The organism is Luteithermobacter gelatinilyticus, assembly GCF_005849285.1.
Classification (GTDB): Bacteria; Pseudomonadota; Alphaproteobacteria; order Sphingomonadales; family Emcibacteraceae; genus Luteithermobacter; species Luteithermobacter gelatinilyticus.
Genome location: NZ_CP040517.1, coordinates 1839437 through 1862413 on the forward strand (window position 1 = coordinate 1839437; position 22977 = coordinate 1862413).

Sequence of the window (22977 nt, forward strand, 5' to 3'; positions counted from 1 at the left end):
GCTATCCGTTGATCAGAATTTCCTTAAAAAGCACGTCATGAACGCGAGTGGGGTATACGGCTTCATTGACTCGGATCAGCAACTCTTCCTTGAGGCGGAACATGCCCGCCGATCCGTTCAGATCCTCAACCCGCAATTCCCTCAGATAAACCTGAAAATTATCAATGATCCGGGGCAGTTTCTGCTGCAAATCCTCCAGTGAGCTTTGTTTGTCCACTTCAAGAGAAATGGTCAGCTTAAGATAGCTCGGCTTCCCCCCTGCGGTATTCAGATTAACCAGCATAGGATCCAGATCAAGAAACAGCAATTCTGTGGGTTCGTTGGCTTTCGCCGCCGCCAGGGCCGCTTGCTCTTCCCCGGCCGCAGCATCATTGCCATCTTCACCGCCAAGCAGCATCAGAGCAAGGCTTCCCCCCCCCAGAAGAAGCAGCGCCGGCAAAACAATAAACAGCACGATCTTCTTGCCGCTGATTTTCTTTCGTTCCAGCCCCTCGGCAAGGTCTTCATCATTTATTTCATCACTCATGCGCTATTTGACGTCCCTTAAAGATCTGCAGAATATAGTGCTTTTGCCCAACTTATCGTTCGATAGTTAATAACTCGTTAGGATATGTCCCAGGATATGCCCCTATCGGGACTTGACCGCTTTTTTCCGCTGCTTCGTCCCTTGCGCATATGGCTAACACATTATGGTTAACGCCGTGTGTCTAACATACCAGCAAGTGCCCCGGCCAGCAAGTAATCCGGATTGCAACAAAGATATGTTCTCCCCAAAACCATGCCACAACCATAAATGAGGAAATTCCTGCCCGGCAAACTCTGCCAATTCTCCTGGGATCCTCGCCCATAAACACCCTATCCCTTTGTTTTATATAGATAAAAGAATCTGGCACACTCCCTGCATGTAAAACGGCGAAACAGGTGACTGGCTAGAAGGAGCCAAGACATGGACACAAATATTTATGTTGCTTTATCCCATCAGGTCGCCATGCGCCGACAGATGGATATTATCGCCAACAATGTTGCCAATATGAACACCACCGCTTTCAAAAGGGAATCGGTGATGTTCCGCGAATATGTCAATGACGTAAAAGGGGCATTACCCCACTCCCTGCGTAATGTGGCCTTTGTCCAGGATTATGGAATTTCCCGCGAAATGAGTGATGGGGAATACCAGACCACAGGGAATCCCTTTGACGTCGCCATCAGCGGTAAGGGCCTGTTCAAGGTACAGCGGGACAACGGTGACATCGCCTATACCCGCAATGGCCGGCTGGCCCTGGCCGAAGACGGCACCATTGTCCTGTCCACCGGACAACCCATCCTCGATGCGGACGACAATACCATTCAGCTTCCCTCCCCGGCCTATTTCAGCGGAATCGAATTTGCCAATGATGGGACCATCTGGTCCAAGGAAAACGGTATCATCGGCAAACTGGCCATGGTGACCTTTGAGGACACATCAAAATTGAACAAAATCGGGGATAACTTGTTCATCACCGATCAACCCCCCATTGAAGACCCCGATTCCCGGCTGCTTCAGGGGGTAACCGAAAGCTCCAATGTCCAGCCGATTGTGGAAATTACCAAAATGATCAATGTCACCCGCTCCTATATCCAGATGGCCAAGATGATCGAGGATGTCCAGAATTCCCAGAATCAGGCCATCAACCGGCTGACACGACTTGGCTAACAGGGATCAGAAAACAGGAAAAAGATCATGAAAGCACTCAGTATCGCAGCAACCGGCATGTTGGCCCAGCAGCTTAATGTGGAAGTTATTTCCAACAACATCGCCAATATGAACACCACAGGCTTTAAACGTCAGCGGGCAGAGTTTCAGGATCTTCTGTATCAGAATATCGAACGGGTGGGCGCCGCCTCTTCCAATGCCGGGAATATTGTGCCCAGCGGGATTCAGATCGGTGTGGGCGTGAAGGCCGGCGGCGTATACCGCATTACCGAACAGGGCGAACTGGTCAACACCGACACCCCTTTTGACATGGCCATCAACGGCAGCGGTTATTTCCGCATCCAGCTGCCCGATGGCCAGGATGCCTATACCCGGGCCGGTTCTTTTCAGCTAAGCCCTCAGGGCCAACTGGTCACCCCCGAGGGGTATGTGGTCTCCCCCGGCATTACCATCCCGCAGGACGCCATTGACATTTCCATCAACCCTGAAGGCGAGGTTCAGGTCAAACTGGCCGGACAGATCGACCCACAGGTGGTCGGACAGCTGGAACTGGCCATATTCCCGAACCCGGCCGGTCTTGAAGCCACGGGGCAGAATCTGTTCCTGGAAACGCCGGCCTCCGGCGCCGCCAATGTGGGCACCCCCAATGAAGCCGGTTTCGGGGCCATTATCCAAGGGTTTCTGGAAACCTCCAACGTCAACTCGGTGAGCGAGATCACCTCCCTGATCACCGCCCAGCGGGCGTATGAAATGAATTCCAAGGTGATCAGCTCCGCCGATGAAATGATGAGCGTCACATCAAATCTGAGATAAGGGTAAAACACGCCATGACCCGAATTAAATATATCTGCGCCGGCCTCCTGTGTACCCTGGTCTGGATGACCGGGTTTCCCGCAGCTCCGGCTTATTCGGCGAGGGCGGACATTGCCGAAATCAAATCCGAAGCCCAGGTCGATGACAATGTCATCACCCTGGGGGATCTGTTCGATAACCTTGATCAAAAACAGAACCTCTGGGTGATGGACGCCCCTCTGCCGGGCCGCAAAACCTATGTCCCCGCCAGCTATCTTGTGCAATTAACCCGCCAGCACGGCATTTACTGGCGCAACCCCCGCGCTGTGCGGCAGGTTGTGGTCACCCGGACCGGCACGCTTGTGGAGCCGGCCGAACTCAAAACCCTGATCCAGGAGCAAGTCATCCGCCAGCATGCGGACCGCAACCGCCAGGTCAGCCTGTATGGCATGGGGCAGAAAATTGTCCTGCCGCTGGGTTATGACATCCAGGATCTGCGTCTCAGCCGGCTGGACATTGACGGCGGCAGTGGCAAATTTACCGCCGTTATCGAATACCCCGCGGGCAACAACACCTATCGTGAAACCCGCCTTCATGGCCGGCTGGAAGAAGTCACTCGTGTTCCGGCCCTGCGCAACGCCGTTCATCCCGGCGCGCCGATCACCCGTCGGGATATCACCTGGATTACCGTGCCAGCCATCATGGTGCGCAAGAATGTGGTGACCAGCCTGGATGATCTGATCGGCATGACCCCGCGGCGGCCGCTCAAGGCTGAAAACATGATTCGGGTTTCCGACCTCAAGCGCCCGGAAATTGTCGAGCGGGGCAAATTGGTGAACATCACCTATGCCACCGCCAAAATGACCTTAACTGTTTTGGGAAAAGCCATTGAAAGCGGTGGCAAGGGCGATGTGATTCAGGTGATGAATACCGCCTCCCGCAAAACAATCGACGCCGTTGTGACCGGGCCTGCCGAAGTTCATGTCATTGCGGCGGGCAGCAATCTGGCGGCGCTGACCGGAAAATAAGACCGGACCATAAAACCGGAAGATGAAGGAAATTCTGATGTTGAAAAGTCTTGTGAAAATTTGCGGATCATATTCCGGGCCGTACCGGAAGAGAATTTTTGCGCGGGGCGCCTTGATGCTGTTGTCCAGCTTCGCCCTGGCGGGCTGTGGTGCCGTGGACCGTATCGCCAGCATCGGCAAGGCCCCGGACCTGGCCCCTATTGAGGCAGATTCCGTGGTGCCACAAAATGCACCGCCGGAAAAACAGGTGGTGGTCTACCGCCACCCCCCGGCCCCCTATGCCGCCACATCGCACCCCAACGCCAACAGAAACAATTCCCTGTGGAAGATCGGTGCCAAACATTTCTTCAAAGACCAGCGAGCCAGCCAGATCGGTGACATCCTGACCGTCAACATCACCATTAATGACGAAGCCACCATCAATAACAGCACAACCCGCAAACGAACCAATTCGGACAAGGCCAACTCAACCAATTTCCTGGGCCTGGAAAGCAAGCTTGGCGACGTTCTACCCGATGCGGTCGATCCGGCCTCGCTGGTGGACATGGGCAGCACCACCAGCAACTCCGGTTCCGGCACCGTGGATCGCAAGGAAGAAATCAAGCTCACCGTGGCGGCGGTCGTGACCCAGATCTTGCCCAATGGCAACCTCGTCATCCAGGGCCGTCAGGAGGTGCGGGTAAATTTTGAAGTGCGCGAACTGACCATTATGGGGGTGGTTCGGCCGGAAGACATCAGTTCCACCAACACCATCCAGCACACCCAGATTGCCGAGGCCCGGATTTCCTATGGCGGTCGGGGACAGTTGACCGATGTGCAACAACCCCGCTACGGCACACAACTGTTTGACATTCTGTTTCCCTTCTAGAGTGAATTGTGAATAGGGCAAGAAAATATTTGTGTCTGCTGAGCTTCAGCATATTTCATCGCCAAAAAGGCCGCCCCAGAAAAGGGCGGCCTTTTTTGTATCGTACAAGAACGGCTTCAGGATGACTTTTGCGGATAAAGCCAGCCTTTAAACAGGGTGGTGAGCCGGGGCATGATCACGTAGGTCATCAACAGAATCTGGAAAACACACTGCACGACAATCTTGACCTCTACCGGCCAGTGACCGGCCAGCGGCGCCAGCAGCGTGTTGACCAGCAATACCAGAGCAACAACTGTGGGAATCATAATCACCACCATTTTCCAGCGCGGCGGCGGTGCCGCTTCGGGCACTTCCGCATAAGGAAACCAGAACTCAAAGCCCGTGGCTTTGGCGATTTCCGTTTCCCCTTCCACAAGGTCCTCATCCCTAAGGCGTTGCAGAAACGCGGCGCGCACCGGGGATTGTTCCCAGGCCTGCTGATGTTCATGGCTGTCGAAATGCAGCATAAAAACATAACGGCCGCCGGTGGTCACACTGGGGCGGAAAATGCTTAAATTCTGATGGCCCATAAACTCCCGGGCCGCCAGGGACACCTCCTTCGCCCAGCGCTCATACGCCTTTTCCCGCCCGGGCTTGACCTTGCGGGAAATGGTGACCGTCACCGGTTCATTGTCCTGCTCGGGGCAAATTTCAGGGGTTTTGAGTGCTTCTGCGTACATATTCCGACCTTTAAGACTTGTCTTATAAAAAGGTAAGCCATGCACACAGGAAAGACCAGATGCGTGTTACGGCAGTCTGCTATGCACTCAATGCAGATCAAATGGCAGATCAAATACGCCGACCACAAGCAAAAAAACCGCCACCCTATTAAAAGGAAAGCGGCTATGACGGCACAGGGGGAAACGTCATCGAGAGCCCCCGCCTATGTCTTTCCCTGTTATATTTTTTTCTTCAAGGCTTTTGACAAAGTCTTCCAGAGAATTCTGAACCGTTTCTGCCTTTTCGGGCTTAAGGTCAGGCGAAGACGTATTTTTTTCCAGGTAAACAATTTTCAACCTATCCACCTGGGCGGTAATCGCCTCATATAATTTGGGAAGATCAACCGGCTTACTGACATAACCGTTCATGCCAGCCTTCAGATACACATCACGGTCCCCGGCCATGGCGTTCGCCGTCAAAGCAATGATCGGCACGTCTCTGTTTTCCCCGTCCATCGTCCGGATGGCGCGCACCGCCTCCACCCCATCCATCTCGGGCATGTGAATATCCATCAGCACAAGATCAACCTGTTCCTGGTGCAAAGCTCTCACCGCCTCATGCCCGTTCGTCGCATAATGGAGACGAACCTTCGGCACCTTCAACATGGATTCAATCACGGCTCTGTTAATGCTGTTGTCCTCGGCAATCAAAATGGAAACCGGCGCCTCTGCCACAAGCCGTATTTTTTTCCCAATGTCCTTATTGGCCCCATATCCAGAGGCTTTGATAATCTTTGTCTGCGGCGTTTTGGCAAGACGGAGCGTAAACCAGAAATTTGTTCCCTTGCCAGGAACGCTGGTCACATCTATCTCCCCATCCATCAATTCCACCAGTTCCCGGCAAATAGACAGCCCCAATCCCGTACCGCCATATTTCCGGGTCGTGGACGCATCCGCCTGATTGAACTTGTCAAACAGAAAGTGTTTCTTTTCCACATCAAACCCGATGCCCGTGTCCTGAACTTCGAAACGCAACAGTCCATATTCTTTATTTTCTGACAACAAAGTCACCCGAACCAGAATGCTGCCTTTTTCGGTAAATTTCAGGGCATTGCTGATCAGGTTATGCAATAACTGCCGCAGGCGAACCGGGTCACCCTTCCAGATATCCTCAAGCTGGTCGTCAATCAGCACCTTAAAGGTTAGCCCCTTTTCCCGGATTTTCGGTTCCCACAGATTGGAAATGCCCTCCAGCGCCTTCCGCAGGCTGAATTCTATGGACTCCAGCTCAATCTTCCCCGCTTCGATTTTGGTCAGGTCCAGAAGATCATTCAGCATCCGCAGCAGGGAAAGGCCGGAATCCCGCGCCGTTTTAAGATATTCCCGTTGCTGGCGGGTCATGTCCGTATCCAGCAGCAAGGAAATCATGCCCAGCATGCCGTTCATAGGCGTGCGGATTTCATGGCTCATGGCGGCCAGGAAATCAGTCTTGGCCTTATTGGCCTTTTCCGCCTCAAAGCGGGAGCGGAGATTCTCCTCAAACACCTTCTCATAAGCCGCCTGTTTGGCGCTAAGCTGTTTTTGTGTGGCTTTCAGTTCAGCAATATGTTTTTTTAGTTCCTTCTCATGCGCTTCGGCCAACGCCTTGCCTTTGAGGGCTTCGTCCGCCAGAATCTGGTTCAGGATCTTCAGTTTCACGGAATGGCGGATATTGTTTTCAATACTGCGGGCGAGAATATTGACGAAAATCGTATAAAACGACACCATGCTGGCCATTTCGGTGTGTCCCGCGACAACCAGATACAGAATCAACGCCATCAATGGCGGCAGATTGAAGGCCGTATACGCCTTAACATAAGAAGCCGAGGATACAAGCGCCCCCGCCGTCATCCCGGATATGACAAAAACAATAATCAGAATATCTTCATACTGAGTGGCCTGAAACAACAGCCCCACAGTACTGGCCCAGACGAGCCCCATGAGGAAGGTTCCGGACAAAAAAATCCTCAGCCATTTGCCCGGAGACTTTTCCCAATCGCTTTTCCTGAAACTGTACCATGACAGAAAACGATAGGCGCTGACCAGATACACCCCCGCATACCATAATTCCATATATTTTTCGAAAGGCGGCTTGTGCATAGCCAGAAACAGGAAAGTGGCAATCAGGATATTGCTGAACGCAATCAGCACAATATGTTTGTAAAGAAGCCCCACCTGCTCGATTTGAAAAGCGCGCCGCAGATCATGTGGCGTCACATCCTTAAGATATGACGTTTCCGGATAATGATCTTGCACTGTGGCAACGGTCCTAGACAAACGGGTCGACTCCCATAGATATTCCTCAGGGATATTGCTCGGGATACGCTATTTCGTTTTTCTTAAATTTCCGATAATACGTGCAACCGGAAGACAGAAAAATCGCCGGAATGTCCTGCCCTTATACCACAACAAAAAAGCCGCTCAAAGGAGCGGCTTTTCCCAGAAGAAAATATCTTACTTAGCGGGAGTAGAACTCGACAATCAGGTTCGGTTCCATCTGCACAGGATAGGGAATTTCATCCAGTGCCGGCTGACGCAGGAAGGTCACCTTGCACGGGTCCTCCACCTGAATATAATCCGGAATGTCACGCTCGGCAGACTCCTGGGCCTGAAGCACCATCGGAATGTTGCGGGACTTTTCCCGAATTTCGATCACGTCGCCGGGTTTAACCTGATAGCTGGGAATATTCACTTTTTTGCCGTTCACCAGCACATGGCCATGGTTCACGAACTGACGAGCCGCAAAAACAGTCGGCACAAATTTGGCCCGGTAGACCACCGCGTCCAGACGCCGCTCCAGCAGGCCGACCAGGATTTCCCCGGTATCGCCGCGCCGACGGTCGGCTTCTTTATAAATGCGTTTGAACTGTTTTTCCGTAATATTACCGTAATACCCTTTCAGCTTCTGCTTGGCGCGCAGCTGGATGCCGAAGTCGGACAGTTTGCCACGCCGGTTCTGACCATGCTGGCCCGGACCATATTCACGGGAATTGACGGGAGATTTCGGACGTCCCCAGATGTTTTCACCCATCCGGCGGTCAATTTTATATTTGGCCTGAATACGTTTTGTCATCTTTCGAATCGCTTCTGTTAAGAGTTAAAAGTCAGCGCCATAACCCGGTTTTCCAACTATCTAAGACATTTCAGAAAACGGATTATGCAACCCGGGACCTTCCCCCGGGTCATTCGCATTGGCCGGACTATACGCAACTGAAGAAACCTGTCAATAAAAAAGCCTGGAAACCTGGTTTTTTATGCCACAACGCCCCGAAAATTCCACAACGCCCCGAAAATTAAAGGGCGCGCCATTGCCATGTGCGTCATGATGGATCATACCCCGAAGAAAGCCGCGGCGCCTTGTTTTATTCCTTTTCGGGATTTCCGTCTGTTTCCCGCGCCGCTTTTTCCTGTTGCCAGCCCGCCCCTCCCATGGTGGCGAGTGCGCGGATCACGCCCCGGAGGGTGCTGACCTCCTGATGGGTGAAACGAGCCCGGGACAGCATATTGCGCAGATTACGGATCATCACCGGCCGGCGTTCCTCATGGCGCAAATACCCGCTTTTCATCAGTTCGCTTTCCAGATGATCAAACAGTCCTTGCATCTCCTCACCCGTGGCCGGCCGGGTGTCCAGCTCGGGAATATATTCTGCCGGCGTCTCGTCCCCTGCCTGAAACCATTCATAGGCCACCAGGACCACCGCCTGCGCCAGATTAAGACTGGCAAAGGCCGGATTAAGCGGCACCGATACAATTGCGGCGCAAGGCGCCACATCCTCGTTTTTAAGCCCTGCCTTTTCCGGGCCAAACAACACCCCAACCTTGTGCCCCTGACTTACCTGTCGGCGCATCAGGTCGGCGCATCTGCGCGGCGTAATCACGGATTTTTTCATATCCCGCGACCGCGCCGTGGTGGCATAGACATGATGCAGATCGGCGGTCGCCTCGGCTGTAGTGGCATAAATGCGGGCATTGTCCAGCACCACATCTGCACCGGCCGCCGCCGGCCAGGCCGCCGGGTTAGGCCAACCATCACGCGGCGCCACCAGTCTAAGATCGGTCAGGCCGAAATTATACATGGCGCGTACCGCCTTGCCGATATTTTCGCCAAGCTGCGGCCCCACCAGAATAATTGCCGGACCGTTATCATGAAGGATTGCGGGTTGTGTATGGTCTGTGCCTGCCATGGGTTTTCTGACTGCTCACCTTATTCAATTCTGATCCAGGTGGATTTGGCCGCCCCCAGCAAATCGCCATTATGATCAAAAATGGCCGCGCCTGAGAACAGCTTGCGGCCGTCGCGGCGGATCGGCCAACTGATCACAATATAATCCTGCGCCACGGCAACCTCTTTTAACAGCGCCAGATGCTGCCGGCCAATCAGGGCTTTTTCACCGGGTTCAAAAATTGCCCAGGCCGACGGACAATCCAGCACTGCCGCCATCTGCAAGGCGGACACCGTTTCACCCTCGTCGGCCAGATACAGGGACGGCCGCCAGACACAAGCCAGAAGCCCGTCCTTGCGTCCCGCCACCGGTCCGGACATCAAATGCGGGGCGTCACGGGGATCCCGCCTATCGCCGCAGACATAACAGTCGCGGAACGGATTATAGCCCGGAAACACACAGGCTTTTTCCGCCGCCAACGCCTCTTCATAAGTGACAGCCGGGGGAATGTCCTTCAGCACCGCGTCAAGATCATAAGGTTTTCCCTCCACCAGAAGCGTATCGTCCTGATGGAGGCGGGACAGGCCGTCCTGTCGGGACAGATTGAGCGGAACGTCCATGGGGATCGGTTTATACAGGCTCACTTCCGCCGCCATGGGATAGTCCTGCCCCAAAGCCTGAAGCGCAAGGCCAATGCAATAGCCCCCATTGGCACCAAATGGCGGTCCCTGAAACCGTTTGTCGATGGTGATCTGTTGTATCATCTGGACTTATTTCCGTTCCCATGTGGTGCCATCCGGGCCATCCTTGAGGATCACCCCCTGCGCCGCAAGTTCGTCCCGAATCCGGTCAGCCGTGACAAAATCCTTGTTTTTCTTGGCTTCGGCGCGCTCTTCGATCAGACGGTTGACTTCGACCTCCTCGATGGCGTCTTCCCCCCCCGCCATGGTAAACCAGTCGTCCTGGTGCAACAGGCCGAACATATTGGCCGCCGCCTTCAGTTCCTTCACCTTGCCCTCCCGCGCCAGCGCGCTCAGAACCGCAATGGCTTTCGGGGTATTAAGATCATCTCTGAGCGCCTCCAGAAAGTCTTCCGGAATATCTTCTTCCGTGGCTTCGACCCCTTCGGTCAGGCGGTACCAGCGGTCAAGCTGTTTCTTCGCCTGGTCAATGCCGTCGCGGCTGAAATCCAGTGGCTGGCGATAATGGGCGCTGAGCAAAGCGAGGCGAATGGCCTCTCCCCGCACGCCTTCTTCCAAAAGCTCATGCACGGTAATAAAGTTGCCCAGCGACTTGGACATTTTTTCGCCCTCGACCGTGAGATAGCCGTTATGCACCCAGTAACGCGCCAGCGCCGCCCCGCCATGAGCACAGCGGCTTTGGGCGATCTCATTTTCATGATGCGGAAAAATCAGATCCAGTCCGCCGCCGTGAATGTCAATGGTTTCCCCCAAGGTATCTTCAATCATGCAGGAACATTCCAGATGCCAGCCGGGCCGACCCCGTCCCCAGGGACTGTCCCAGCCAGGCTGATCGGCACGGCTGGGTTTCCACAAGACAAAATCGGATGCATCCTTTTTATAAGGCGCCACCTCCACCCGGGCACCGGCGATCATCTCTTCGCGGTTGCGGCCGGACAGTTCGCCGTAATTTTCCATGCTTGGCACATGAAACAGCACATGGCCATCCGCCACATAGGCATACCCCTTGTCGATCAGGGTCTCGATCATGGCAATCATCTGCGGGATATAGTCGGTGGCCCGGGGTCTAAGGTCCGGTAATTCGGCATTCAGCGCCCCCATATCCTCCTCATAAATACGGGTATATTTGGTGGTAATGGCCGAAATATCCTCACCCGTTTCCTGGCTTGCGGTGATGATCTTGTCGTCAATATCGGTGATGTTGCGGGCGTAAGTGACTTTCGGAAAGTCATGACGCAACAGCCGGGCCAGAAGATCGAACACCACCACCGGGCGCGCATTGCCCACATGGGCGTAGTTATAGACGGTCGGTCCGCAAACATACATTTTCACATGATGCGGATCCAGCGGCACAAAGTCTTCTTTCTTTTTGGTCAGCGTATTGAACAGTTTCATGCCGTCTCCCCCAAAAGCCGGGCGCGCACCTTTTCCCGCCCGATAAGCGGCAACAGCGCCCCCATTTCCGGGCCATGATCAAGCCCTGTTATCGCCTGACGGAGCGGCAGGAACAGGGCTTTGCCCTTGGCCCCCGTGGCGTCTTTCACAGCTGTGGTCCAACTTTTCCAGGTGCCCTCGTCCCAGTCTTCTTCCGGCAGCAGTTCTGCCGCCCGCGCGGTAAAGGCCGGGTTCTCGATTTTTGGACGAACCGGCCCCTCTACCAGCGCCCGCCACTCCTTCACATCCCGCAGTTTTTTCAGATTGGGACGCACCGTCAGCCAGAACGCCTCACTGACCCCGGTCATTTCCGGCCGGGTTTTCACCTCATCATAGCTGGTGTCGTGCAAAATCTTGGCATTCAAGACATCCAGGTCATGCGGATCGAATTTCGCCGAAGACCGGCTGTATTTACCAAAGTCAAAACTTTCCACCAGCGGCTCCAGGCGGCAAAACGGTTCAATCGGGTCCGACGATCCCAGCCGCGCCAGCAGGCTGTTGATCGCCATGGGTTCGTACCCGTCTTCCTCACGATAGGCCTGGATGCTGGCGCTGCCAAGCCGTTTGGAGAGCCCTTCCCCACCCTTGCCGGTGAGCAGCGAGAAATGGGCATAGGCGGGCACCTTGCCGCCCAGGGCCTCAAAAATCTGCGCCTGAACCGCGCTGTTGGTGGCGTGATCCTCACCACGCATGATATGGGTGATGCCAAAATCAATATCATCCACCACCGAAGGCAGTGTATAGAGATAAGACCCGTCCTCACGGATCAGGATAGGATCACTCACTGCGGCAAGATCAAAACTCAAATGCCCCTTCACCAGATCGTCCCATTCTATGCGGGCCGGAAGCTCCAGCCTGAAGCGCCAATGGGGCTTGCGTCCTTCCGCCTCATACGCCTTAATCTGTTCCGGCGTGAGGTTCAGCGCTGCCCGGTCGTAAACCGGTGGTTTGCCCTGTCCCAGCTGAATCTTGCGTTTAAGGTCCAGTTCCTGGGCCGTTTCATAACAGGGGTAAAGCCGGCCGGCGGCTTTCAGCTTTTCTGCCGCCGCGTGATAGCGGTCAAAACGGTCCGACTGCCGCACTGTTTCATCCCAATCTAGCCCCAGCCATGTGAGATCTTCCATAATTCCCCGGACATATTCCTCGCTGGAACGCGCCGTGTCCGTATCATCCAGACGCAGCATGAAGACGCCCTTCTGCTGTCGGGCAAACAGCCAGTTCACCAGCGCGGTGCGGATGTTTCCCACATGAAGCCGGCCCGTGGGGCTCGGCGCGAAACGAACTTTTACCGTCATAAACTATCCCTGACCTTTGATCTTTGTGTCATGGCCGCATTTTCCGATCATACTCATACCGGGATTTATGATTTAATCAAAGAATTTTTCAACCGCTCACTTGGAACGAATGGAATGCGATTGACTCTCGTCTTCTGACTCTAAAATGCGCATCATATGTGTCTCAGGCTCTTTGTATCTCAGGCTCTTTGTATCTTAGGCCCTTCGAAATTTCAGAGTCAAAATGATGTACAATTCACTCTAGGCATCCAGATCGCGCAAACGGGCGTTGCGGTACCCATTGGTGATCGGATACCTGCGTTCCCGACCGAAACTGCGGCGGGTGATCTTGACCCCCGGCGGGGACTGGCGCCGTTTATATTCCGCCACATACAGCAGATGTTCGATGCGGGCCACCGTTTCCGCATCATGGCCCTTCTCAACAATCTCGTGGAAGGCCATTTCCTTTTCCACCAGACATGCCAGAATATCGTCCAGCACCTCATAAGGCGGTAGGCTGTCCTCGTCCTTCTGGTCCGGCCGCAGTTCCGCGCTTGGCGGTTTGGTAATAATATTTTCCGGAATGACCTGGCCCGCCGGTCCCCGCGCCCCGCGGGGATGATGTTCGTTGCGCCAGCGACTGAGCCCGAACACATCCGTCTTGTAAATATCCTTGAGCACGGAATAACCGCCACACATATCGCCATACAGTGTGGCGTATCCCACGGACATTTCCGACTTGTTCCCGGTGGTCAGCAGCATGTGGCCAAACTTATTGCTGAGCGCCATCAGCGTCATACCGCGAATGCGGCTTTGCAGGTTTTCTTCAGTGCTGTCCGGTTCGGTTCCGGCAAAGGCCCCGGTCAACATTTGCGCCATGGCCTCCACGGCCGGCACAATGGGGATATTGTCAAGACGCGCCCCGATCATGGCCGCGCAGTCAGCCGCATCCAGCAAGCTTTCCTGACTGGTATATTGGGAGGGCATCATCACCAGATGCACCCTTTCCGCCCCCAGAGCATCCACCGCCACCACGGCGCTCAAGGCACTGTCAATGCCCCCGGACATCCCGATCACCACCCCGGGGAAACGGTTTTTTTCCACATAGTCCCGAAGCCCCAGCATCATGGCCTGATAAATATCCGCGTAACCTTCACCATAAGGGTGCACGTCGCTTTTTTCACACCCCCAGCCCGCTTCTGTGCGCTTCCAGGACAACACTTTCACCTGCTCCTGCCAGCACCGCCCCTGAAAAGCCAGATGATAATCCGCATTAAGGACAAAAGAGCCCCCGTCAAACACCAATTCGTCCTGTCCGCCTATCTGGTTCACATAAATCAGCGGCAGACCGCTTTCCTTGACCCGGCGCACGGCGAGATTCAGGCGTTCATGATGTTTATCCGTTTCAAAGGGAGACCCGTTACTGACCACCAGAAGTTCCGCTCCGGTTTCGGCCAGACACTCGGTCACTTCCGGATACCACATGTCCTCGCAGACCAGCACCCCCAGACGCACCCCGCGAAAATTCACCGGTCCCTGCAAGGGGCCGGGCCGGAACACCCGCACTTCATCAAACACCCCGTAATTGGGCAAGTCATGTTTGTAGCGTATGGCGGCGATTTCTCCCCCGTCCAGCAGGATCAGGGCGTTGTACAACCGGCCATTCTCCTCAGCCCAGCAACTGCCAATAAGCATGGCCGGTCCACCGTCACCAGTGACTTTGGCCAGACGACGGACTTTAGCCATCGCCTGGCGCTGGAAAACCGGTTTGAGGACAAGGTCATCCGGCGGATAGCCGATGAGTACCAGTTCACTGTAGACAACAAGATCTGCCCCCTCCTGCGCCGCCTTATCCCGGGCCTCGAGGATTTTCCGGGCATTGCCTTCAATATCTCCGACAGTGGGATTAAGCGTCGCCAGGGCGATCTTCAAGTTATTTGTCATGAACCTGACCCAACACCTTGATCAAGAAACTTTTTTCATCTCCGCATTCCGGGCATCCCGTTCTTCTTTCAGGCTTTCGGCGATCAGGAAGGCCAGTTCCAGAGACTGGCTGGCGTTAAGCCGCGGATCACAATGGGTGTGATACCGGTCCGCCAGTTTTTCATCCGTAATCGCTTCCGCCCCGCCGATGCATTCGGTGACATTCTGACCGGTCATTTCAAAATGCACACCACCGGCATAGGTGCCTTCACCCTTATGCACCTTGAAGAAACTGCGCACTTCCTGCAATACCCGGTCAAAGGGGCGGGTTTTGAATCCGCTGGTGGATTTGATGGTGTTGCCATGCATTGGGTCCGACGACCACACCACCGTGCGGCCTTCCTCCTTAATGCGCCGGATCACCGGCGGCAGTTTGTCTTCCACCTTGTCCGCGCCCATACGACAGATCAGGGTGATGCGCCCGGCTTCATTGGACGGGTTGAGCTTGTCCAGGATGCGTATCAATTCATCAAGATCCGTGGTCGGTCCCACCTTGACACCAAGCGGATTTTCGATACCCGACAGAAACTCCACATGCGCCTCATCCAGAACCCGGGTCCGGTCTCCGATCCACAACATATGACCGGAGGTGTCATACCATTTCCCGGTGGTGCTGTCGGTACGGGTCAACGCTTCTTCATACCACAGCAGCAATGCCTCATGGGATACATAGAAGTCCGTGCCCTGGAATTGCGGCAATTCAGCATTGACCCCACAGGCTTCCATGAATCTGAGCGCTTCGTCAATACGGTCCGCCATATCCTGATATCGTTCTGCTGCGGGGCTATTGCTGACAAAATCCAGATTCCACTGATGCACCTTGTGCAGGTTGGCAAAGCCCCCCTGGGCAAAGGCCCTGAGCAGGTTCAGAGTGGCCGCCGCCTGACTGTAGGCCCGGCTCATACGCCGGGGGTCCGGGATACGGGCTTCGGGTGTAAAATCAATACCGTTGATGATATCGCCGCGGTAGCTGGGCAATTCCACCCCGTTCTGGACTTCCGTTGCGGCACTGCGCGGTTTCGCAAACTGGCCGGCCATACGCCCCACTTTTACCACCGGACAGGACGCCGCAAAAGTGAGCGCCACCGACATCTGCATCAAAACCCGGAATGTATCGCGAATGTTATTGGCGTGAAATTCCGCAAAACTTTCTGCACAGTCCCCCCCCTGCAACAAAAAAGCCTTGCCCGCGGCCACATCCGCAAGCTGGCTTTTCAGGCGCCGGGCCTCGCCGGCAAACACCAGCGGCGGAGAGTTCCGCAGTTCTTCTTCCACAGCCTCAAGCTCTCCCTGATCGGGATATTCCGGAACCTGCCGGATCGGCTTTGATCTCCAGCTGTCAGGTGTCCAGGTCTTCGTCATCACGTCATCCATTCACATTTAACTGTTACGATTTTGTCATCATTGCGCACCTAATGGCGGCGTTTTTAGATACGCCTGGGCCCATCATATAAGCCTCTTCCAGACTGAATACCAGAAGAAAGCTAGAAAACCCCTATTTTATTCCATTGCGCAGAACTGAAAAGAAATATTATTTCATCAGCACAAATTCTTCCGCGGAGGACGGATGAACCGCCACTGTGCTGTCAAACTGCGCCTTGGTGGCCCCGCATTTCAGCGCAATAGCCACCCCCTGAATGATTTCCGCCGCATCCGGTCCGATCATATGCGCCCCAATCACCTTATCCGTGCTTTTTTGCACAATCAACTTCATCAGGGAGCGTTCCTCCCGTCCCGGCAGGACATATTTCATGGCGCGAAATTCCGAGCGGTACACCTCGATATCCTCACCGAACTTTTCCCGGGCCTCTTCTTCACCATATCCCACTGTGCCGATGGGCGGCTGCGAAAAAATCGCCGTCGGAATATAGTCATAATCCACCCTGGTGGGTGTTTTGTTGAACTGGGTCGCGGCCAGGGCCGCCCCTTCCTTGATCGCTACCGGAGTAAGCTGGACCCGGTCGATCACATCGCCCACGGCAAAAATATTGTCGATGTTGGTTCGATATTCCTCATCCACAATAATGGCGCCGTTTGGTTTCGTCGCTACCCCCAGTTCCTCAAGCCCCAGATTTTCCACATTGGGGACCCGACCGGTGGCATACATGACAGCGCCAACCTCAAGAACAGACCCATCAGTAAGTTTCAGGCTCAAGCCGCGATCTGTCTTTTCGATTGCCGTTACATTGGTTTCAACGCGCACCTCCACGCCTTTTTTGCACATTTCCATATTCAGTTTATCACGAATTTCCCGGTCGAACCCTCGTAAAATCTGTTCCCCCCGATACAAAAGTGAGGTCTTGACACCCAGCCCGTTGAAAATGCCCGCAAATTCCACAGCAATATAACCTCCGCCCACCACGGCGATACGATCCGGCAATTCTTCAAGGTGAAACGCTTCGTTGGAGGTAATGGCATGCTCGATGCCGGGAATATCCGGCAATTGCGGCCGGGCTCCGGTGGCAATCAGAATCTTGTCTGCTGTTACCGTCGTTGTGCCCTCAGCCCCCCTCAGTTCAATGGTGTGACGATCCACAAGCCGACCGCGGGCCTCAATCACCTCCACATTGTGGTTCTTGAGAGTATTCAGGTACAACCCGTTCAGCCGGTCGATTTCCTTATCCTTAGCCCGCACCAGTTCAGGCCAGTTGAATCTCACGCCATCATGATGCCAGCCATATCCCGCAGCATCTGAAAAATGTCCTTTAAATTCAGAAGCATAAACAAATAGTTTTTTAGGTACACACCCCCGGATGACGCAAGTGCCACCAACCCGGTAGTCTTCACACAAACCGACTTTGGCTCCATAACTGGCGGCCATGCGGCTGGCCCGCACCCCGCCGGAGCCAGCGCCTATAACAAAAAAATCATAATCAAACATCATATTGCGTCACTCTAAGTTTATCAGAAATATGATTATGACATCGTGTATAGCATGAAAATATCAAGTGACTGAGCGAAAGAATGCGGTATAGTCGGGAACAACTCTTTGTGAGCTTCTCTTGTTCGGACACATATAAAGGGGGATTTCCATGACCAGAAAACGCCTCACCTTGACCTCACTTCTGGGCGTTGTTGTTATAATTTTGGGCGTACTTCCGTATTTTTTCGGGGATAAGGCCCGTGAAACGCTGGAACAGCAGGCCGCTGTCATCTCCGACATCCCAGGATATGCCCTTGTCATCAAGGACTATGAACAAGGTTGGTTTACTTCCCATGTTGTTTTTAACTTCGGGTTTGACGCCCATACAATTGAAATTATGGAAGAATCCGAAGCCCAGAATGACGCTGAACGCGTTCTGCTGGATCTGCTCAAGGCGGGAGCGGATTTCGAGGCAACCGTGGCCCATGGCCCCGTCACCTTCCAAAACGGTCTGAACTTTGCCTTGCTGAGCCTTGAAGGCCGGCTCAAAGATATTGATTCCCAACTCTATCAGGATTTCCGGAAACTGGCCGGAGTGCCCAATTTTCTGAACTTCCATACTGTCATCGCGTATAACGGCGTAACCACCGCCGATGTAACAAGCCCTGCGTTCAAAGCCGCCCTTCCTACAAATCAGGAACAGCAAATCACCATTGAATCCGGCGGCCTGACCAGTCACACAACCGTCAATGCGGACGTCACTCATTACGTCACCGAGGCAAAAATGCCTCTGTTCAAATTCGAGGCGACCGAAGGCGGCATCATGTTGAAGGATATGTACCTGTCCATGCAAGCCGACAGACTAAATGATTATCTGTGGCTGGGACAGGGGGAAACAGAAATTGGCGAAATAACCGCTCTTGTCGCGGGTAAGAGTTCATTTTCCCTTAAAAACCTGAAAACCACCCATGAAATCAACCGCGAGAGTGATGACACCCTTCAGGCCAGTCTTAAAATGACCCTAAGCCAGGCGGGCGCGGGGGGTAACAATGTAACCGACGGTATTCTTGATCTGACTTTCAATCGCCTGGATATTGACGGCTTAACCCGCTATGTCGAGGAAATCCAGGCCATCTCCCTGACGGAAGACGATCAGCCTCCCCTCACAGAAGAAGAAATTGCCCAGAAGACCATGGACATTATTTCCAGAACCGGTTTCCTTCTTGCGCAACGCTCCCCCGAAATGAGCATCAACAGCCTCAAATTCAAGTTTGGCGAGGGGAATTTCGCTGGTATCGGTACCGTTGCTCTCAAGGGCGAAGGATTGAAAAAGCTTGAAACCCTGAATGATCCACAGACCCTTCTGTCACGACTGGCCGTAGACCTTACTGCAGGATTTGATCAAGCCCTGGCTGAAGCCATCGTAACCATCGGCATGAAGCAGCAGATGGCGGGCACCGGTATCGACATGAGCCATCTTCCGGAAGAACAGCTACAACAGGCCGTCAACATCCAGACAACACTGATGTTACAGACCTATGTGAATCAGGGACTTATTGTTGTTGATGAAGAAAACGGCCTCTATAACGCCCATATTGAAATCAAGAACGGCCAGCAGCTGATCAATGGCAAGCCACTGGATATTCCGCTGGGTCAGTAAGCCGTCCCGCAAAAATTATCCTCCCCTGGAAATTATCCGGCCCTCAGGCCGGCATCAGATCACAGGGGGCCGTCATACGGTACTGGTCGGATTGAAACGGATAAGTGCCGTGCCAAGTATAAGAGGGGAAGAATACCTGCATGCCCTCTTGGGGTTTGATGATTTTGCGGGGAAAGTTCCGGTCTCCCAGATCGAGATTGGCTTCCCCGAATTTGACCCAGCCGGACTTGTCCTGCTTCCCGTCGGCCCGTTTCACTTCATCCGGCAGGGAAACATAATACGGTCCGCTGACCCAGCCTTTGGGGTGCACGTGATTGGTATGAAACCCTTGGCTTTTCAGGCGGCAGGACCAGGACCCGCTAAACGTAATATCGCCGCTCAAACGCCGGACCACAGGATGGGCCGGATCATCGGGCAATCCGGCCACATAACGCCGGGCCGCGTCGTATACGGCCTGCCTCAGTTTCCGGATCACCTCATGTTTTTCCTGATACAGGCTGCCTACCGTCTGGGTCCCGCCGCGCAGAGTCTGGTCCAGGGGCTGGCGCTGGAAGACATGTTTTTCATTCAGAACCTCGGCCAGCGCCTCGTTAAATTCATCCAGCGACGCATATCCTTCTGGCACTTCGATTTCGATGCCGCGCACCAGACGATCATAGTCATTCAGCCAGAACTCCCGTTCGTCCTCTGTCAGGCGCCAGCACACACCCCGCAGCGCCCACATGAGCTGATCATCGGGGTCGATTTTTTCCGCCTCGTCAAGCTGCCGGTGGGCATAGTCCAGATCCCCTTCGGTGATCAACAACTTTGCATATTCGATATGAAACTTTTCCTGCCCCGGCTGTTTCGCCACACAGCGTTCATAATAGTCTTTGGCTTTATCCTTTTCCCCGACCAGAGCATACAGTTCCGCAAAAGCAAAGTCGATTTCAGGCGCATCCGGGAATCGTTGCCGTGCCTGCAGAAGCATTTGCTCCGTCCGGTCCGGCATGCCTGCCTGATTAAGAGCCGTTGCATAACTCAACGGCAGGTCCACCACATCCGGGCGTTGTTGCATGGCCCATTCATAGGATTGCAAAAACTGATCCTGCCTTTCGGCTTCCCAGAGAATGTTGTTTAATATCTTATGGCTTTCCAGATGAGCCGGATCCAGTTCCAGAATTTTCTGATACGCCTTGATCGCCTGCTCCACATCCCCTTCTTCATGAAACACTGCAGCAAGATTCTGCCAGCTCTCCTGCTGCCGGGGATTGCGTCTTAGAACCTCAAAAAAACACTTCTTGGCCTCACCAAGTCTTTTTTCATCCCGCAACAGACCACCCAGATTATGCAGGGCCTTCACATTGTTGGGGTTCAAGGAAACGGCTTTTTCAAACGCCTCAATGGCGTCATCCATCCGGGTCTGCTTTTTAAGGCACAGGCCCAAGGCGTTGTAATAACGGCTGTTCTTGGGATTGAGTTTCAGCGCCTGCTTCAGTTTCTTCAGAGCTTCCTCAAACCGCTCCAGCTTATACAAGGCCACCCCCCAATTGAACCACGCCTCCGCAAAACGGGGTTCCTGTTTCGTGGCTTTTTCATAATGGGGAAGAGCTTCCTCAAGCCGCCCCATATCCGCCAGAAGATTGGCATAGTTCCCCTCAACCGCCGGGTTTTTCGGATTGGCTTTCAGAGATTTTTTCAGAAAATCCTCTGCAGCGGCATAATCGCCCGCCTGCTTGCGAAAAAGCCCCATAAAATGCAGGGCATCCGGCTGAGCGGGGTGGGTCAGGAGAATCTGCTTACAAAGCTGCTCCGCTTCAGCAACCCGGCCCGCCTTCTGAAATTGCAAAACGGTTTGCAGTTTTTGGTGTAGCGTATTTTGAAACATGCCTTCTTGTAACACAAGATAGCCCCAAAAAGAATTGATATAAATTAACCCTTTCGGGGGTTCCGAGGTCTTATTTCTAACTCACTCTACCGTTACCGATTTGGCAAGGTTGCGCGGCTGATCCACATCCGTGCCCTTGGCCACCGCGACATGATAAGACAACAACTGTACCGGAATCGCATAAAGCAGCGGGGTTACAAACTCATCAAGCATCGGCAGTGCAATGGTAGCTTCCGCCTCCTCGCTATCAGTTTTGGCCCCCTGTTCATCAGTGATAAAGATCACCCGGCCCTTTCGGGCAATAACTTCCTGCATGTTGGAAACGGTTTTTTCAAACAACCGGCCCGTGGGTGCAATTACAATAATCGGCACGTTTTCATCAATCAGGGCAATGGGACCGTGTTTCATTTCCCCAGCGGCATAGCCTTCGGCATGAATATAGGAAATTTCCTTGAGCTTCAGTGCCCCTTCCATGGCGATCGGATATTCCGGGCCGCGCCCCAGGTAAATCACGTCCCGCGCCTTGGCCACATCATCGGCCAGCGCCTGAATGGCTTCGTCATGGTTCAGCACCTCCGCCATGCGCGCCGGCACTTCGGTCAATGCCTGGCACAGGCGTTCTTCTTCCCCATGGTCAATCTGTCCGCGCGCCTTCGCCATGGCAATGGCCAGACAGGCGAGCACCGCCAGCTGACAGGTAAAGGCCTTGGTGGACGCCACGCCCACCTCCGGCCCTGCATGGGTGTGAAGCACCATGTCGCTTTCCCGTTCCATGGAGCTTTGTGGCACGTTGACTATGCTGAGAATATGCTGACCCTGCGCCTGCGCATAACGCAGTGCGGCCAACGTGTCGGCCGTCTCCCCTGATTGGGAAATGAAAATGGCGAGCCCGCCTTTGGGCATGACCGCTTCCCGATAGCGGAATTCGGACGCGATATCCACCTCCACATTGAGCCGCGCCTTTTGTTCCAACCAGTATTTGGCCACCATGCCCGCATAATAGGAAGTACCGCAGGCTATGATGGTTACCCGGTCGATGCCCGCAAGATCAAAGGGAAACTCCGGCAATGTAATCTTGCCCTGCAAGGGATCAATAAGTGTGCCCAAGGTCTGCCCGATCACGGTGGGCTGCTCATAAATTTCCTTAAGCATAAAATGGCGATAATTGCCCTTGTCAATCATACCGCCGGAAATGGTCGCCATCGTAACAGGGCGAATCACTTCGCGCCCCGCCTCATCAAACAGGCGAGCGCCATTGCGGGTCAGTTCCACCCTGTCGCCTTCCTCCAGATAGGTGATCTTCCGGGTCAGGTGCGCCAGGGCAATGGCGTCGGAGCCGAGATACATTTCTCCCTCGCCATAGCCCAACACCAGCGGGCTGCCGCGCCGGGCGCCGATCATCAGGTCCTCTTCGCCATCAAAGATCATGGCAAGTGCAAAAGCCCCTTCCAGGCGTTTCAGGGCCGCTTCTGCGGCGGCACGGGGATCAAGCCCCTGGTCCAGAAAACTGGTGATAAGATGGACAATGGTTTCCGTATCGGTTTCCGTTTCGAACTGATGCCCGGCGGCCGAGAGTTCTTCGCGCAAATCACGGAAGTTTTCGATAATGCCGTTATGGACAACGGCCACACGCGGGGTGGCGTGGGGATGGGCGTTCTGTTCCGTCGGCGCCCCGTGGGTGGCCCAGCGGGTGTGTCCAATACCGATCGTGCCCAGCAGCGGGATTTCCCGCAGGCGCTCTTCAAGATTGACCAATTTGCCCTGGGCCCGGCGACGGTCAATTTTTTTCCCATCATAAAGCGTGGCGATTCCAGCCGAATCATACCCCCGATACTCCAGCCGTTTCAGCCCCTCCATGATCCGGGGCACCACCTCCTCTTTGCCAATAATCCCGATAATTCCGCACATGGTTCT

The 22977-nt window shown here is 54.2% G+C and carries 18 protein-coding genes; 5 read left to right on the plus strand and 13 right to left on the minus strand.

The window, feature by feature from the left end; translation table 11 throughout:
• Position 1 precedes the first annotated feature (1 nt).
• On the minus strand, positions 2 to 526 hold the full coding sequence (locus tag FE788_RS08325; RefSeq protein WP_138380199.1) for a flagellar basal body-associated FliL family protein: 525 nt from the start codon (positions 524 to 526) through the stop codon (positions 2 to 4).
• 420 nt (positions 527 to 946) lie between these two features.
• On the opposite strand from FE788_RS08325, the gene FE788_RS08330 reads away from it, so the two are divergent.
• The 4 genes from FE788_RS08330 to flgH are packed head-to-tail and all read left to right on the plus strand — an operon-like array spanning position 947 to position 4381.
• Entirely contained in the window at positions 947 to 1693 is a 747-nt protein-coding gene (locus FE788_RS08330; RefSeq protein ID WP_138380200.1) for a flagellar hook-basal body complex protein, read from the plus strand.
• Positions 1694 to 1720: 27 nt separating this feature from the next.
• Positions 1721 to 2506 carry a flagellar basal-body rod protein FlgG gene (gene flgG, locus FE788_RS08335; protein WP_138380201.1) on the plus strand — a complete coding sequence of 262 codons (786 nt, stop codon included), beginning with the start codon at positions 1721 to 1723 and terminating at the stop codon, positions 2504 to 2506.
• Positions 2507 to 2520: 14 nt separating this feature from the next.
• Positions 2521 to 3513: a flagellar basal body P-ring formation chaperone FlgA gene (gene flgA / locus FE788_RS08340; RefSeq protein ID WP_138380202.1), complete on the plus strand. Its 993-nt coding sequence runs from the start codon at positions 2521 to 2523 to the stop codon at positions 3511 to 3513.
• Positions 3514 to 3550: 37 nt separating this feature from the next.
• Entirely contained in the window at positions 3551 to 4381 is an 831-nt protein-coding gene (gene flgH, locus FE788_RS08345; RefSeq protein WP_138380203.1) for a flagellar basal body L-ring protein FlgH, read from the plus strand.
• A gap of 116 nt (positions 4382 to 4497) precedes the next feature.
• On the opposite strand, the gene FE788_RS08350 is transcribed toward flgH, so the two are convergent.
• The 10 genes from FE788_RS08350 to gor all read right to left on the minus strand — a co-directional run bounded on the left by FE788_RS08350 (position 4498) and on the right by gor (position 17557).
• Positions 4498 to 5100, minus strand: coding sequence for an antibiotic biosynthesis monooxygenase (locus FE788_RS08350; RefSeq protein WP_138380204.1), 603 nt, complete (start codon positions 5098 to 5100; stop codon positions 4498 to 4500).
• A 186-nt stretch (positions 5101 to 5286) separates the two neighbouring features.
• Positions 5287 to 7395 (minus strand): ATP-binding protein, encoded by a 2109-nt coding sequence (locus FE788_RS08355; protein ID WP_138380205.1) that lies wholly within the window; start codon positions 7393 to 7395, stop codon positions 5287 to 5289.
• A 181-nt stretch (positions 7396 to 7576) separates the two neighbouring features.
• Positions 7577 to 8191, minus strand: coding sequence for a 30S ribosomal protein S4 (gene rpsD, locus FE788_RS08360; RefSeq protein WP_138380206.1), 615 nt, complete (start codon positions 8189 to 8191; stop codon positions 7577 to 7579).
• Positions 8192 to 8480: 289 nt separating this feature from the next.
• A complete protein-coding gene (locus FE788_RS08365) occupies positions 8481 to 9302 on the minus strand; it encodes an RNA methyltransferase (protein WP_138380207.1) in 822 nt (273 codons plus the stop codon).
• 20 nt (positions 9303 to 9322) lie between these two features.
• Complete coding sequence (locus tag FE788_RS08370) at positions 9323 to 10045, minus strand: hypothetical protein (RefSeq protein WP_138380208.1); 723 nt, start codon at positions 10043 to 10045, stop codon at positions 9323 to 9325.
• 6 nt (positions 10046 to 10051) lie between these two features.
• Entirely contained in the window at positions 10052 to 11377 is a 1326-nt protein-coding gene (gene cysS / locus FE788_RS08375; RefSeq protein ID WP_138380209.1) for a cysteine--tRNA ligase, read from the minus strand.
• Positions 11374 to 12711: a glutamate--tRNA ligase gene (gene gltX, locus FE788_RS08380; RefSeq protein WP_138380210.1), complete on the minus strand. Its 1338-nt coding sequence runs from the start codon at positions 12709 to 12711 to the stop codon at positions 11374 to 11376. The genes cysS and gltX overlap by 4 nt, the downstream gene beginning before the upstream one ends.
• A 240-nt stretch (positions 12712 to 12951) precedes the next feature.
• Entirely contained in the window at positions 12952 to 14634 is a 1683-nt protein-coding gene (locus tag FE788_RS08385) for an NAD+ synthase (protein ID WP_138380211.1), read from the minus strand.
• A 21-nt stretch (positions 14635 to 14655) separates the two neighbouring features.
• A complete protein-coding gene (locus FE788_RS08390; RefSeq protein ID WP_138380212.1) occupies positions 14656 to 16035 on the minus strand; it encodes a class II 3-deoxy-7-phosphoheptulonate synthase in 1380 nt (459 codons plus the stop codon).
• 169 nt (positions 16036 to 16204) lie between these two features.
• Positions 16205 to 17557 carry a glutathione-disulfide reductase gene (gene gor / locus FE788_RS08395; protein WP_138380213.1) on the minus strand — a complete coding sequence of 451 codons (1353 nt, stop codon included), beginning with the start codon at positions 17555 to 17557 and terminating at the stop codon, positions 16205 to 16207.
• Positions 17558 to 17705: 148 nt separating this feature from the next.
• On the opposite strand from gor, the gene FE788_RS08400 reads away from it, so the two are divergent.
• On the plus strand, positions 17706 to 19196 hold the full coding sequence (locus FE788_RS08400; RefSeq protein WP_138380214.1) for a YdgA family protein: 1491 nt from the start codon (positions 17706 to 17708) through the stop codon (positions 19194 to 19196).
• Between the two features lie 43 nt (positions 19197 to 19239).
• Here the strand turns inward: FE788_RS08400 and FE788_RS08405 are convergent, their stop codons facing one another.
• Both FE788_RS08405 and glmS read right to left on the minus strand, forming a co-directional pair.
• Positions 19240 to 21063: a tetratricopeptide repeat protein gene (locus FE788_RS08405; protein ID WP_138380215.1), complete on the minus strand. Its 1824-nt coding sequence runs from the start codon at positions 21061 to 21063 to the stop codon at positions 19240 to 19242.
• Positions 21064 to 21144: 81 nt separating this feature from the next.
• Positions 21145 to 22971, minus strand: a complete 1827-nt coding sequence (glmS, locus tag FE788_RS08410; RefSeq protein WP_138380216.1) for a glutamine--fructose-6-phosphate transaminase (isomerizing) — start codon at positions 22969 to 22971, stop codon at positions 21145 to 21147.
• Between the last annotated feature and the right edge of the window lie 6 nt (positions 22972 to 22977).